17 protein-coding genes are annotated in these 12,236 nt (G+C 34.3%); 7 read left to right on the top strand and 10 right to left on the bottom strand.

Going from position 1 to position 12,236, the window contains the following annotated elements; all coding sequences use genetic code 11:
- Positions 1-2 precede the first annotated feature (2 nt).
- Together ACE025_RS10550 and ACE025_RS10545 are read right to left on the bottom strand one after the other, a co-directional pair.
- Positions 3-578 carry a ReoY family proteolytic degradation factor gene (locus ACE025_RS10550; protein WP_485939635.1) on the bottom strand — a complete coding sequence of 192 codons (576 nt, stop codon included), beginning with the start codon at positions 576-578 and terminating at the stop codon, positions 3-5.
- A gap of 46 nt (positions 579-624) precedes the next feature.
- The gene (locus ACE025_RS10545; RefSeq protein ID WP_485939634.1) at positions 625-1,890 is read right to left on the bottom strand and encodes a tetratricopeptide repeat protein; all 1,266 of its coding nucleotides are present in this window, start codon (positions 1,888-1,890) and stop codon (positions 625-627) included.
- Between the two features lie 340 nt (positions 1,891-2,230).
- Here ACE025_RS10545 and ACE025_RS10540 point away from each other — a divergent pair, with 340 nt between their 5' ends.
- The 6 genes from ACE025_RS10540 (at position 2,231) to ACE025_RS10515 (ending at position 6,052) form a co-directional block, all read left to right on the top strand.
- Positions 2,231-3,070, top strand: coding sequence for a ComEC/Rec2 family competence protein (locus ACE025_RS10540; protein ID WP_485939633.1), 840 nt, complete (start codon positions 2,231-2,233; stop codon positions 3,068-3,070).
- On the top strand, positions 3,071-3,289 hold the full coding sequence (locus tag ACE025_RS10535; RefSeq protein WP_485939632.1) for a DUF3006 domain-containing protein: 219 nt from the start codon (positions 3,071-3,073) through the stop codon (positions 3,287-3,289).
- Positions 3,290-3,645: 356 nt separating this feature from the next.
- On the top strand, positions 3,646-3,768 hold the full coding sequence (locus ACE025_RS10530) for a hypothetical protein (RefSeq protein WP_485939631.1): 123 nt from the start codon (positions 3,646-3,648) through the stop codon (positions 3,766-3,768).
- Positions 3,769-4,072: 304 nt separating this feature from the next.
- Positions 4,073-4,285, top strand: coding sequence for a hypothetical protein (locus ACE025_RS10525; protein WP_485939630.1), 213 nt, complete (start codon positions 4,073-4,075; stop codon positions 4,283-4,285).
- Positions 4,286-4,394: 109 nt separating this feature from the next.
- On the top strand, positions 4,395-5,693 hold the full coding sequence (locus tag ACE025_RS10520) for a Y-family DNA polymerase (RefSeq protein ID WP_485939629.1): 1,299 nt from the start codon (positions 4,395-4,397) through the stop codon (positions 5,691-5,693).
- The gene (locus ACE025_RS10515; RefSeq protein ID WP_485939628.1) at positions 5,690-6,052 is read left to right on the top strand and encodes a hypothetical protein; all 363 of its coding nucleotides are present in this window, start codon (positions 5,690-5,692) and stop codon (positions 6,050-6,052) included. The genes ACE025_RS10520 and ACE025_RS10515 overlap by 4 nt, the downstream gene beginning before the upstream one ends.
- An 85-nt stretch (positions 6,053-6,137) precedes the next feature.
- Here the strand turns inward: ACE025_RS10515 and ACE025_RS10510 are convergent, their stop codons facing one another.
- Entirely contained in the window at positions 6,138-7,523 is a 1,386-nt protein-coding gene (locus ACE025_RS10510) for a PIN-like domain-containing protein (RefSeq protein WP_485939627.1), read from the bottom strand.
- A gap of 148 nt (positions 7,524-7,671) precedes the next feature.
- Positions 7,672-8,760, bottom strand: coding sequence for a DNA/RNA non-specific endonuclease (locus ACE025_RS10505; RefSeq protein WP_485939626.1), 1,089 nt, complete (start codon positions 8,758-8,760; stop codon positions 7,672-7,674).
- A gap of 178 nt (positions 8,761-8,938) precedes the next feature.
- Between ACE025_RS10505 and ACE025_RS10500 the strand changes: the two genes are divergently transcribed.
- The gene (locus ACE025_RS10500) at positions 8,939-9,400 is read left to right on the top strand and encodes a hypothetical protein (protein WP_485939625.1); all 462 of its coding nucleotides are present in this window, start codon (positions 8,939-8,941) and stop codon (positions 9,398-9,400) included.
- A 102-nt stretch (positions 9,401-9,502) separates the two neighbouring features.
- Here the strand turns inward: ACE025_RS10500 and ACE025_RS10495 are convergent, their stop codons facing one another.
- The 6 genes from ACE025_RS10495 to ACE025_RS10470 all read right to left on the bottom strand — a co-directional run bounded on the left by ACE025_RS10495 (position 9,503) and on the right by ACE025_RS10470 (position 12,236).
- Complete coding sequence (locus tag ACE025_RS10495) at positions 9,503-10,438, bottom strand: N-acetylmuramoyl-L-alanine amidase (RefSeq protein ID WP_485939624.1); 936 nt, start codon at positions 10,436-10,438, stop codon at positions 9,503-9,505.
- Positions 10,439-10,440: 2 nt separating this feature from the next.
- Complete coding sequence (locus ACE025_RS10490; RefSeq protein ID WP_485939623.1) at positions 10,441-10,707, bottom strand: holin; 267 nt, start codon at positions 10,705-10,707, stop codon at positions 10,441-10,443.
- 1 nt (position 10,708) lies between these two features.
- Positions 10,709-10,987, bottom strand: a complete 279-nt coding sequence (locus tag ACE025_RS10485; RefSeq protein WP_485939622.1) for a hypothetical protein — start codon at positions 10,985-10,987, stop codon at positions 10,709-10,711.
- Positions 10,984-11,394 (bottom strand): hypothetical protein, encoded by a 411-nt coding sequence (locus tag ACE025_RS10480; RefSeq protein ID WP_485939621.1) that lies wholly within the window; start codon positions 11,392-11,394, stop codon positions 10,984-10,986. Before ACE025_RS10480 ends, ACE025_RS10485 begins: the two co-directional genes overlap by 4 nt.
- Before the next feature lie 60 nt (positions 11,395-11,454).
- Positions 11,455-11,910 (bottom strand): hypothetical protein, encoded by a 456-nt coding sequence (locus tag ACE025_RS10475; RefSeq protein WP_485939620.1) that lies wholly within the window; start codon positions 11,908-11,910, stop codon positions 11,455-11,457.
- Positions 11,911-12,005: 95 nt separating this feature from the next.
- Positions 12,006-12,236: a hypothetical protein gene (locus tag ACE025_RS10470; protein ID WP_485939619.1), complete on the bottom strand. Its 231-nt coding sequence runs from the start codon at positions 12,234-12,236 to the stop codon at positions 12,006-12,008.

Raw genomic sequence — 12,236 nt, 5'->3', positions numbered from 1 at the left:
TGTTATAAACTGGTTTTCTTTTGATGGTTCAATAATTCTTTATCGATTTCTTTCAGCTTAGTAGAAAATTCAATAAATTCTTGACGGTTTCCAGACTCTAATGCTTCATCGATCAATTTCAACATCACTTGTTTCTTTTCGCTTAAAGTTAGACTGATAATGGCATGTTCAACTTCCGTTTTTACATCTTTGGGAATCGTATCGTTCCATCTGTGATAAGGGTTGTCTTCTAATATAGCTAAATATTCTTCTGTTTTCCAGGGTTCTCTAAACACCAATTCGAGATACATATCTTCATGCCAATTGAGTCTGACTTCATGAAAAGCTTGCTCAGGGTCACTAAAAGACTTTCCGTCTTTGTAAAACAAAAAAGGTTCATTGTCCATTCCGACAGTCGACATCATAATCCCTCTAGGAGTAGTTTCCACATCCTCAACAAAATGAACCTTGTTCAACACAATATCGTGATTCAACAAGTAATTCAAAATCCACATAGATTCTCTTCTTTTTAGTTGATGCCGATCTAAAAACCAGCCAATGAAGGATTTTTTTTCTTCTAAAGAAACTTGGATGTTCATAGGAAAACCCCCTTATACTCCCTTTAGCTTATTATACCCCAGTATATTAATAGTTGCCATTTATTGCTTCATAGAAACTCAACATTTCTTCATCACTTGGTTCAACACGCAAATAATCGCTTAATACTTCTTTAATAAACACGCGATTGCCTTCTTCTCTCAAATAAGAAATATAATTCTTTAAGAAAGAAGCATTGTCTCTGAAGGAAGGGTAAGCTTTAGAAAAAGCATTGCCCGCTGCTTCAAATTCTTCTAAACCTTCATTGGCAATCGCCAAGTTCCAGTAAAATTGCGGATCCACTTCATCGTCAGTTAATGCGTGCTGAATGAGTTCAACAGTCTCAGAAAAACGTTCTTGTTTGTTCAGCAAATTAGTATACGCCAATAAATAAGTTGCGTTGTCCGGGTCTAGTTCAATCGCTTTTTGGTAGTAACCTTCTGCCGCTTCTTCATTTTCTAATTTAAGATAAATATTCGCTCCTTGAACATACAGTTCAGGATTGAATTCATCATATTGCAAACCTTCTTGGATTACTTCTTGAGCTTTATCCAAACGTAACTCTTCTTCCAGTCCTTTAGCCAAATAAGGATACACAGAAGTGTAGCTAGGATCTAATTCTTTTAATTTGAAGAAAGATTCATTTGCTCTTTGGTATTCTTTTTGCTGCATGTACGTAAATCCTAATTGGAATAACGTGTCTACATGTTCGCTTTCTTCCAAACTTTGCTTCAAGTAATTGATAGCTTCTTCAAAATCGCCTAGAGCACTGTAAGCTCCACCGCATCTTGCTGACAAATTGATGCCGGATAATTCATCATACCCTTGGACCATCAAATCTTCATAGCCTTTGATTGCTTGAGCGTATTTACCCATCGAAAAGTGCAATTCCGCCAAAGCGAAAATAACAGCCGGTTCGTCACCGACTACTTCTTTAGCTTGAAGCAATTTTTGTTCGCTGACTTCATACAATCCTTGCACATAATACAGATCAGCCGACACCAGCAACGCTTGAGGATAGGCATCGCTTATCTCTTCAACTTTCGCTAACCAATCCATCGCCGACTCCATATCGCCTGATTCAATAGCAATCTCCGCCAAACCGACTTTCAGTTCATCATTTTCCGGATAGGATTCTAATAACTGCAAATTGATTGCTTTGGTCTCTTCAATAAAACCTAATTCATATAAACTATCGCTCAAGAGATACAATTCTTCATCCGAATCGTTTTTCAAAGCTTGAGCAAATAATTGATTAGATTCTTCTAAATTTCCATTTTTTAAAGCTTGTATCATTTTTTCTCCATATGACATCACAAAAACCTCTTTCACAATACTGCACAATTTTATTAGTTCCCAGTTTAACACAGTTTGAAACGGAAAAACAGCTATCGAACTATATAGATCTATTTAATAAAAGTGATTTTACAGGCACATGTAAAAACGCCCTTTTTGATTGTACTATCTCATGTAAGCAAGTTAAGCTCTATGATTTCTCTTGCTGATTTACTTTTGCACATAATTTTCGTTATTTTTTCGAATAAAAAAACGAAAATCCATTTGTTTGCGTATATACGAACCTCGCAAAATGAAGTATACTCAGAGGGAAATAATATCATTTTGGTATATATCATAGTATTGGAGGTTGAAAAGTATGAAGAAACTTAAAGTTTTCTCTCTTGTTTTGTTGTTTGCTCTATTTTTTATAGGCGTTAGAGATGTTGATGCAGCAAGCTCTGTTAAAGTTCATTTTTTAAACGTTGGTCAAGGAGATGCTGTATTGGTCCAAACACCAAATGAGAACATTTTGATTGATGGCGGAGGGAAAGGTAAGGGTCCGGATGTTATTAACTATTTGAAAAAAAATAAAGTTACTTCTCTGACTGCTGTCGTGTCAACTCATCCCGATGCAGATCATGTTGGCGGTTTAGCTCATGTCATTAAAAATATGAAAGTTGGTAAAGTGTATGCTCCGAATGTCAGCCATACTACCCAAGCGTATAAAGACTTTCTAACAGCTGTCAAAAACAAAAAATTAAAAATAACTACTGTTAAACAAGGTCTGGAGATACCAACAAAAGCAAAAGACATCACTTTGAAGTTCCTAGGTCCGGTTAAGACGTATGCCAAAAGTGATCTAAACAACTGGAGTGCTGTTTTGCATTTGAAACACAATAAAAAATCATTCTTATTTACAGGAGATGCTGAAACAAAATCTGAAAATGATCTGTTAGCTAAAAAATTAATTTCTAAAGTAGATGTTTTAAAGGTTGCTCATCATGGTTCTAAATACTCTACTTCTGCTAAATTTTTAGATAAAGCAAAACCTACATACTCCGTCATATCTGTAGGTAAAAATGGATACAATCACCCTACTTCTGATGTTTTAAATCGTTTAAAAAAAGTGAAATCTACCGTTTATCGTACGGATAAATCTGGTAATGTCATTTTCACTTCTAATGGTTCAAACATAACAGTAAAGACGGTGAAATAAATGGAAAAAGGAATCATTGATCGTTTTGAAGATAACTTGGCTGTTGTAGAGTTCGACGATGAAATGCGCGATATTCCTAGAAATGAGTTGCCGGTAGACGCTGAAGTTGGCGATATGCTGATTTTTGACGGAGAGTCAGTTACCATTGACAAAGCTGGAACCGAGAAGCTACGAGCTGAGATCGAAGCTTTGATGGATGAATTATTTGAAGATGAGTAACGACAAGAGCCTCTAACAATTACGTTAGAGGCTTTTGTTTGTTTTAACTATGATATTTTCTTACAGTTTTTGGTATTCTTTTTTCGTATGCACTTGATTTGCGATAGGTTTGTATTAATCAATCAAAATGTTGATACTACTCATATATATAATTACTTACATTCGCTGTTTTCTAAACTATAACGAAGGTGTATTTCTATATGTGCATGCAAGAACAGAACACCTATGTAGAACAACTCCTTTAATATAGCGCTAAAAAGAGCCGGTGAGCGCGTTGTTCTAGAAGATAAGGATTTCCATACTCATATATCTTAAGACACTCTCACATCTCATTTTTAGCCGAAAAGAACGTACCCTTGAAAGCTATCATGGATAGAGTCGGTCATGAGGCCGGAGAAATCACTAATAGAATTTACACTCGCCTAACCAGTTCGATGAAATCTAACATCATTGAACAGCTAGAATCGAATGGTTTATAAATTCTGCCCTTTTTTGCCCCTTTTCAAAATTAGATCACCTTATACATGACAAAAACCCCTGACGTATCAGGGGTTTTTAAGTACAGATTATTTAACTGCATCTTTATAGTATGACTAAACCTAACTAAACTACACTTGCTTAAAACCCTATTAAATAAAGATTCTAATAGATTTCAATTTTAAAAATTTACTCAGCTGAATTAAGCATACATACAAAAATTGCCCCTTTTTTGCCCCCTTTTTTTTAAAATAAAAAAATGAAATACATTTCTTTGCGTACATTAAAAATAAAAGGAGTGATTAGATGAAGAAAACACATTATAAATTTAGAGATAACACTGTTCAAATTGAACTGGTTGAAAACTTTTTTGGTTACCACGTCATCATCAAAAATAAATATATAAAGAAACCAACTTCATTTCGGTTCGACAATTTAGACGATGCTTTAGGTTTTTATGATTTATCTCTGATTTGGCGACAAAAACTTTCTAATGAATACCCTCCGATAAATATTTAGCTGCACACTTCTCCTTTACTCTCACTTTAGTGGGAGTTTATTTTATATTCTTTTATCTTTACTTTACGAACAAGCGTTCGTATAATGAAATAGAAAAGGAGGAGTTATTATGTCATTCGATTATTCAAAAGAAAAAAGTGAGGACATCTTTTGTATTGACGTCAAATCCTTTTATGCTTCAGTAGAGTGCGTGGAACGTGGACTGCATCCGCTCAAAGCTATGCTGGTCGTTATGAGTAATGCGGATAAACCAGGTGGAATTGTTCTTGCGGCCTCCCCTATGGCTAAACAAGTGCTGGGTATTCGAAACGTAACTCGTAAATGGGAAATACCCTATCATCCTGATTTGATCATCGTTCCTCCTCGGATGAATTACTACATCGAAAAGAATACTGAAATCAATGACATCTTCCGGAAGTATGTTTCTGACGAAGATTTACATATATACAGCATCGATGAATCATTTATTTCTGTGCGTGCGAGCTTGAAACTGTTCAAACGGAAAAGCGCCTACGAAATGGCCAGAATGATTCAATACCATATCTATAAACAAACGGGTCTCTATGTCACCATTGGCATTGGAGACAATATGCTTCTCGCTAAACTTGCTTTAGATAACGAAGCAAAACATAATAAAGACTTTATTGCAGAATGGCGTTATGAAACTGTTCCGGAGAAAGTTTGGAAAATAGAAAATCTAACTGACTTATGGGGTATTGGCAAGCGGACTGAGATTCGATTGAACAATTTAGGTATCAAAACTGTTCAAGATTTGGCGCACGCTAACTTTTACAAGTTGAGAGAATCAATGGGGCTTATCGGAGAACAACTCTATGCGAATGCTTGGGGAATTGACCGCAGCGACATCAGTGACTCCTATCGTCCTTTAGAAAAGAGTTACGGAAATTCACAGATTCTTAAACGTGATTATTATAAACGTCAGGAAATTAAAATTGTCATACGTGAAATGGCAGAGCAAGTAGCGACTCGTATCCGAAAACATCATTGCAAAACAGGCTGTGTTAGTCTTTCTATCTCTTATTCCAAGCATGAAGAAAGCGCGGGCTTTTCTCGTCAGCTGAAGATACCGAGTACTTCAAATACAAAAAAATTAGTAGCCTATTGCTTTGAACTGTTTGATAAATACTATGAGGATGATACAGCTGTAAGGAGCATCGGAATTGGCTATTCTAAACTAACTTACACCAGTGACATCCAATTAGATTTGTTCGAGGATCCAGAGAAACAAGTTACCAATGAAAAGTTAGATCTGTTGGTCGACAAAATAAGAGAAAAATACGGCTTTCAATCGCTAGTACATGCCAGCAGTTTGATGGAAGGTGCTACTGCTTTGGATCGTAGTTCTCTTATCGGTGGACATGCAGGCGGAATGGAGGGAATCAAATGAGTGATTTAAATGATGAATTTCGTGATCGAGGAATCAAGAAATGGGCAGGTTTTTACTTGTCTGAACATACAGCTGTGCAAGAATCGTTGACTGCTAACCGCAAAAAAGTGAATCATCAAAAAACGCAGATGGATATGGATGAGATCACATCGATTATTAATGAAGCGGTGTTAAAGAATAAACAAGTAGCGATTCAGGTTGAAGAAGTCAATGCGAATGGACATTACAATGATGATGTTATAGGTATGGTATCAGGCGGTGATGAAATGGGCATCTATGTTGGACAAACTAAAGTTAATTTTGATGAGGTTAGAAATATTCAATTTGTTAGTTTTAAAAAATGGAATCAATTGGATTGAAATCTATTAAAAATTTATTTTAAAGCACATAAAAAAACTCCTCAGCTAGTAAACTTAGGAGTTTTTTTATTAACAATTGAATTATTTAGACCGTATAATCAATTAATTTGTTGTAAAGACTATAGTACTCTTCTCGAATATTAAACACTTTGTATTCTAAAGCTGATAACATAACTTCACTATTTATGTATCCTCTACGAAGATCCGCATCAGCTTCATTAAGTTTATTGCGATTATCTCGTGCTTTATTTAACAAATTATTAAGTTCAATTGATGTGATACCCGAAACTTCTTTTGGATTTATAGAACGGATACTTCTTAATAGTCTTGAATATTTTCGTTTTAAATTATCTATATCAGAGATTAAATTTATTTTTTTATTTTTTAACATCAAATATTCATTTTCAAAATTGTTTTTGAGACTTTCTGAGCTTCCATAGTCTGCACCATTAACATTGTAGACATCATTATTAAGCTTATAAAAAGTATCATCAGTTTTTGATCTGAAGAAATTAGATTCATTAAGTTGTTTTTTATAAATATCATCCGTCGCTTTTATTCTCGACTCAAAAGGCATCTCCAAGTCTATTATATCTACTGAGTTATCATTTACCAATTTCAGAAAACTATTTGTGTTAAATAAAAACAAGTCAGCATTCGCTTCGTCTAAAAGTTCTTTTTTCAACTCTGCTCTTGGGCCTTTTTTCTCTCCTTCAAAAATGTATTGCCAATCCTCTTTTTCATCATCAGTAACAAAAACTACTTTTTTTATTTTTTCATCCTTGGCTCTGTCAATAATTTGCTTCCAAATTATTAAATCACTATATTTTTCATGGTATGTAACATTTCCGTATTTTCTTAGTTCTTTCTTATTATTGTTTCCATCCTTATAGCCGGGGGGGAAATTGAGAGCGTATCTCTTTTCACCATCTCTCTCAATCTCATCTATTTCATCTTGAGTAAATTGTTTGCCTACTTTGCCACGGAATATATCGCCCATTTTGTCACTTTCATCAACTACATTTCCTATTAGCGCAAACTCTTTACTAAGATCAGCCCTTTTCCATTCAGTCATTAACTCATTTGTTTTTTTATCAAAATTGTCTTTTATAGCTTTACGAATAACTTTTTCATCAATACTTTTTATTCCAATGTTATCTAAGATACGAAATACACTATTTTTTAATACTTCTACTTCTTGATCTATTTCTTGTTGTATATTTTCCTTAGATTTTCTCATTTTATTTACTAAGGCTACTTTATGTAAATTATATTCTAAACCGACATGATACGGAAGCCACAAATTATTTTCCACTTTTTTTACTGACTTCATCAGTTTTCTTCTGCTTTCAATAGAAAATCTAAAAATATGTAAAAGAACATTCGTGTCTAATACAACTAAAATAGAATCATCTAATTTCGTAAAATCAATTTCTTCTTTGTAGTAAAATTCTCTAAATTCCTCTTTCAAATCATCTCTCCTTAAATTAAATTGTGAAAAACACTATGTAAACCCTTCATTAACTATACCATTTTTTATTTTCTTTTTATATAGATTGTTTTGTATCTTTCTAAAAATATAAAAACCCCTATACATAACTGTAGAGGTTTTTACATTTTTATTCGCCGACCATACCATCATTATCACGATCATCCATATATGGATATAACCAATGATCACTATATAGAGGCATCGAAAATCCAGCATCTTTAGCTTCTTGAATGGTTACTTTACCATTTCCATTAGCGTCAACAGAACTAACATCTCCGCCTGATGGAGCAGGAGCTGGAGTTTCTTCTACTACTGATTCTTTAGGAGCCTCTTTTTTAACAGGTTCTTTCTTAACTGGTTCCTCTACGACGGGTTCATCAAACTTACTTTCACCAGTAGCGTAATTAATTTCTACTTCAGGTTGAATATTCGGCACATAGATATGGAATGATAAGCCTTCACCGTTATCTTCTATCGAGAATCCTTCCATATAAATACCTGAAGCTAATAAGTTGTTTCCTTCAAAATGAGGAGTTATACGATAACGAACATGGTTTTCTGTTTCTTCTATGTAATTCGCTACGAAGTTTTCGAATGGTAACATGCCTTCAGTATTGAAATAGCGAGTACCTGTCATAAGGTTTTCTGCATTATCATCTTCACCTGTCAGTTGATGTCCAATCAAGTGACTACGATTGTATAACCAACCACCAGAAACAACACTATATTCTGCTTGGTTCCAACCAGTAGGTTCTACACCTGAAATATCTCCACGTTCTTCAGCTGGCATCAATTCAACACCTAATACTGCATTAGCAGCTGTTACGCGTCCAAGATTATCTAATTGACCATAATCTTCCCATGCTTCCGTAGAACTAATGTCTTCATTGGTAAATAACGGAACGTTACCATTCACTTCAACGTAAGCTTCACCTGCTGGAACCGATGGAACTGATGCTTGTGTCTCTTCGACTTTTTGCTGCATTTCAGCTTTTTCTTCAGCTAACTGTTTCTCTTCTTCCTCTTCTTTTGCTATCGATTCAGATTCGGCTTTAGCTTCTTCCTCAACTTTTTTACTTTCTGCCTGTTCTTTGCTTTCCTGAAGAGAACTTTCTGCAGCTAACGAGGACTCACCTGACCCTGTGCTTTCGTCAGGCGAACAACCTGCAAGTAAAACCAAACTAAATAGGACCAAAGCTAGTTTCTTTTTATCCAATTCTTCCACTCCTTATGTATTATCGTGTTGCATACTTATTGTAACCCCTTTTTACTTATTAAAGGTGTGAACAATTTACAACACAAAACAATACTTTTTTTGTGTTATTGGTTTTTTAACTTAAAAATCACTTTGATAGGTACGATATAAAAAACAATTAACTTGAAAGGATGATTATTTGAATATATCTAAACAAACTTTAAGAAAACGTAAAAATGAAAAGATAATAAACCAAGAGAATCTTGAGAGGCAAAAAAAACAACAAGAAAGTATAAATGACTTGAAATTTTATACTAAATTTCCTATTGTGCTATTTGCTTCTATCAGCGCTATCCTCTTATTAAGTGAAAAAAGTAGTATATTGGAATACTTTGTAATATTTCTGGCTTCTTTTTCTACTTTAGTTAGTTTGGTTTTTAATATATCACTGGATACACCTCAAAAAATTCAGAATGCCAAAGATAATTTTCAAAAAAAAAGTGTTATTTTTTTATTAGTTATTCTTGTACTCGCTATAATAATTCTTATTTTCCCAATTATGAATGACAGCAAAGCAAATTTTTTTGTAGGTTTAATTTTCATTTGCTTTACTTTATTTTTTTTCACAATTGCTATGTTAATTAAGTTTATTCCTAAATAAATGATCGTTAATTAAAAAACCTTCTAAAGTAGCTTACTTTTTTAGCGTCTACTTTAGAAGGATCATACATATGGTAGTGGCTTTCCCTTCATCTATTAATTATTACACGATTCTAAATTGAATAGCTTCAATGCGTTTGTTCTTACCTTTTACTCCACACCAAGTATTGTTCTTAACCCATCCAGACCAGCCTGTTGTTTGTTGATGAACACGGTATTCAACAGCAGGATTAATATTCAGTTTCACTGCTTCCAATTGTTTAGTCAGACCCATAGTACCGAACAAGTTCGTATTCACTGCTACATCACCGATGTCTTGAATGTGCACCGTTCCTTTTGGAAGAACTTCTTTCCCGTTCACTTTGATTACCAGGTTAAAGGCTTCTAGCCTTAATGATTTGCCAGTAGTTCCAAGGGTCAATTTGTCCATTGGCTGCCATCCTAAATCTTCCACGTGTCCATAACCAGTAATAATAATATTTTTTCCGCTTTCTTTTTTGATCATTTCATTCACCGTCTTTCCTAGATTCATATAGTGTTTCACTTTATCAATAAAATATTTTTGAACTGAAGCATTAGAACGTCCATGTAATTCCCAAGATTTGTGTGGGCATGACGTGCTGGAAAATTGTTTGTGTAAGCGGATAGTCGTTGTATTCGGCTTTAATCCATAGAAATGGAAGTCCTCAGCAACTTGCTTAAAGACCATGTTTTCATTCTCAATAAACTCAGCATCCGTAACTGTTTTGCCAAAGCTTTCCACCACTTCGTACCCTAGATACCAAGCGTTACCTTCTGGGTTACTAGCGTGCCAAGCTTTGTTATAAGTGTTTTCTACTCTCGCAATTTGATCTCTATTGATGTAATAATGAGCGAAACCTTTACTCAATTGTCCAGCTGCTTTTCTCCTAGCCAACCAAGCAATATATTCTTCCGGAGTCATGGCGCCATAATCATTATGGATAATAGCTCCCCTAGGTTTTCCGGAGCGTCTTCCAGCAACTCCTCCAGTAACGGTCTTATTGATTACTTTAACCATGATCATTTTCCTCCTTTTGCTAATGTTAAACCGTCATAAATACCCGAGGCAGAGGCACCACCTAAGAACCCAGCAATGGCATAAACTGCAACAGAAAACTCAAATGCAATAGCAAATACAATGCCGATGACTACACCTAATACAATTGACATTAGTGGTAAGTATTTATTGTTGACTGATTCCAATTGTTTGACTGCTTGTAAAATAATCCCGACAAAAACAGCGATACCGACTGCTGCCGATACCGCTTCACTCATGATATTTTCCATTTTAACTTTCCCCTTTTTTTATAGTTAGTTTTAATTCATTCATTTGATTTCTCAAATCTTGAATAATCTCTTTTAACGTATCGTTCTCTTCATCTTTTTTATCGATTTCTTTTTCAAGTTCTTTGATTTTATTGTCCAACCGCTCAATTTCTTCTCTAGCACGATCCAATAAATTCAATTCATGATTCTGGTTATTGCTTTTATGTGTAAAATAAGCAGAAAGTATTGTCCCTGCTCCTCCACCTCCGATTAATAAACCTACTAGCACTTCCCAACTCATGCACTATAATCCCCCTTAAGTGACACCCTAAAACACCCTATTGCGATCATTCCCATAAAAATATAAGACGGATGAGGATATCCTGTGCCAAATGAGTACGTCAAAGAAACAAAAAACAAACCACTCCACATTCCACTCAAAAGCCATATGCCGATTTTTTTTAATGGTTTGTATTGCAAAACCAAACCAATGAGTTTTAGAACTCCTATCAATACAAGTAAGATTCCAATAGTATTTTCGGGCAACTTGCTTAAATAAGGTTCCGCATTAGCAATCAAAAATCCATCTACTCTAAAAATAAACTCTCCATATAAAATACTGACCATAGCGATCAAAGAACCCAAAAAGTCACTTGGTCTTTTATTGGAAGCTTTTTTTAATTCTTGTTTTAATTTCCTATTTACCATTTCTCACTCTCCTTTTTTGTAAATTAAAAGAGCGACCATTTCTGGTCACTCTTTGGTTTGCTAATAGTTGCTATGTTCTTTTTTCGTTTTAATTTCTTTTGCACGCACTAGTAAAGATTTAAAGAAAACACAAGTAACCACTTTATCTCTAGCGCGTACATAAAAATAACACGTAAAATAAAAAATTATTATAGTTATAACTAAAGGTAGAAAATTTGAAAACTCATTATCTCCAAAAATACTTTTTGCTAATTCTTTATAGTAAGTGACTATAGCGGCGATTAAAGTAAAAATAAATGACAGGCTTTTTATCGAAGAGAAAAGACTCTCGATTGCTTCAATTCTTGCTATACCAGTAGTTAGTGTGTCATCATCTAATTTATTTAATACGTCTAAATTATTTCTATAATCTGAAACATTAACTGTCCTTTTGCTTTCAAAATTAACTCTTATATACTCGATGAATTTTTCATCACTTTCACTTATTATTATTCTTTTCATTTCTTTTACTCTCATATCTTATCCCTCCAATTTTATTATCGGTAAAAATGGAGAGATTTTAAGAAGATAATACTTGTTACTGTATATGAAATTTATTCAACACCTTCTGGTTAAACTTCAGCAGCCATCTCATCTTCAATCTCATAAACTGCTGCAGTAAACTCAGCGATGTCCCGTCTAACTTGCGCTTTATTTGCATCATACAAAGCAGCGTTTTGAATGTATTGATTTATGTTGCCAACACCTGTGTCACTCGGGATAGTTGCGTTTAAATTAACTACCGGTTGGTCATTGATCATTGAATACCCGTTTAATGTGATTTGTCTAGTTGTTTGTAACAT

This window comes from Desemzia sp. AGC72, from assembly GCF_057334175.1.
This window is presented reverse-complemented; position numbering and strand designations above follow the sequence as displayed.

Bases quoted from the DNA above. Each gene is read 5' to 3' on its own strand.
- ACE025_RS10550 (WP_485939635.1), bottom strand. From the start codon at position 578: ATGAACATCCAAGTTTCTTTAGAAGAAAAAAAATCCTTCATTGGCTGG.
- ACE025_RS10545 (WP_485939634.1), bottom strand. From the start codon at position 1,890: ATGTCATATGGAGAAAAAATGATACAAGCTTTAAAAAATGGAAATTTA.
- ACE025_RS10540 (WP_485939633.1), top strand. From the start codon at position 2,231: ATGAAGAAACTTAAAGTTTTCTCTCTTGTTTTGTTGTTTGCTCTATTT.
- ACE025_RS10535 (WP_485939632.1), top strand. From the start codon at position 3,071: ATGGAAAAAGGAATCATTGATCGTTTTGAAGATAACTTGGCTGTTGTA.
- ACE025_RS10525 (WP_485939630.1), top strand. From the start codon at position 4,073: ATGAAGAAAACACATTATAAATTTAGAGATAACACTGTTCAAATTGAA.
- ACE025_RS10520 (WP_485939629.1), top strand. From the start codon at position 4,395: ATGTCATTCGATTATTCAAAAGAAAAAAGTGAGGACATCTTTTGTATT.
- ACE025_RS10515 (WP_485939628.1), top strand. From the start codon at position 5,690: ATGAGTGATTTAAATGATGAATTTCGTGATCGAGGAATCAAGAAATGG.
- ACE025_RS10495 (WP_485939624.1), bottom strand. From the start codon at position 10,438: ATGGTTAAAGTAATCAATAAGACCGTTACTGGAGGAGTTGCTGGAAGA.
- ACE025_RS10490 (WP_485939623.1), bottom strand. From the start codon at position 10,707: ATGGAAAATATCATGAGTGAAGCGGTATCGGCAGCAGTCGGTATCGCT.
- ACE025_RS10485 (WP_485939622.1), bottom strand. From the start codon at position 10,987: ATGAGTTGGGAAGTGCTAGTAGGTTTATTAATCGGAGGTGGAGGAGCA.
- ACE025_RS10480 (WP_485939621.1), bottom strand. From the start codon at position 11,394: ATGGTAAATAGGAAATTAAAACAAGAATTAAAAAAAGCTTCCAATAAA.
- ACE025_RS10475 (WP_485939620.1), bottom strand. From the start codon at position 11,910: ATGAGAGTAAAAGAAATGAAAAGAATAATAATAAGTGAAAGTGATGAA.
- ACE025_RS10470 (WP_485939619.1), bottom strand. From the start codon at position 12,236: ATGTTACAAACAACTAGACAAATCACATTAAACGGGTATTCAATGATC.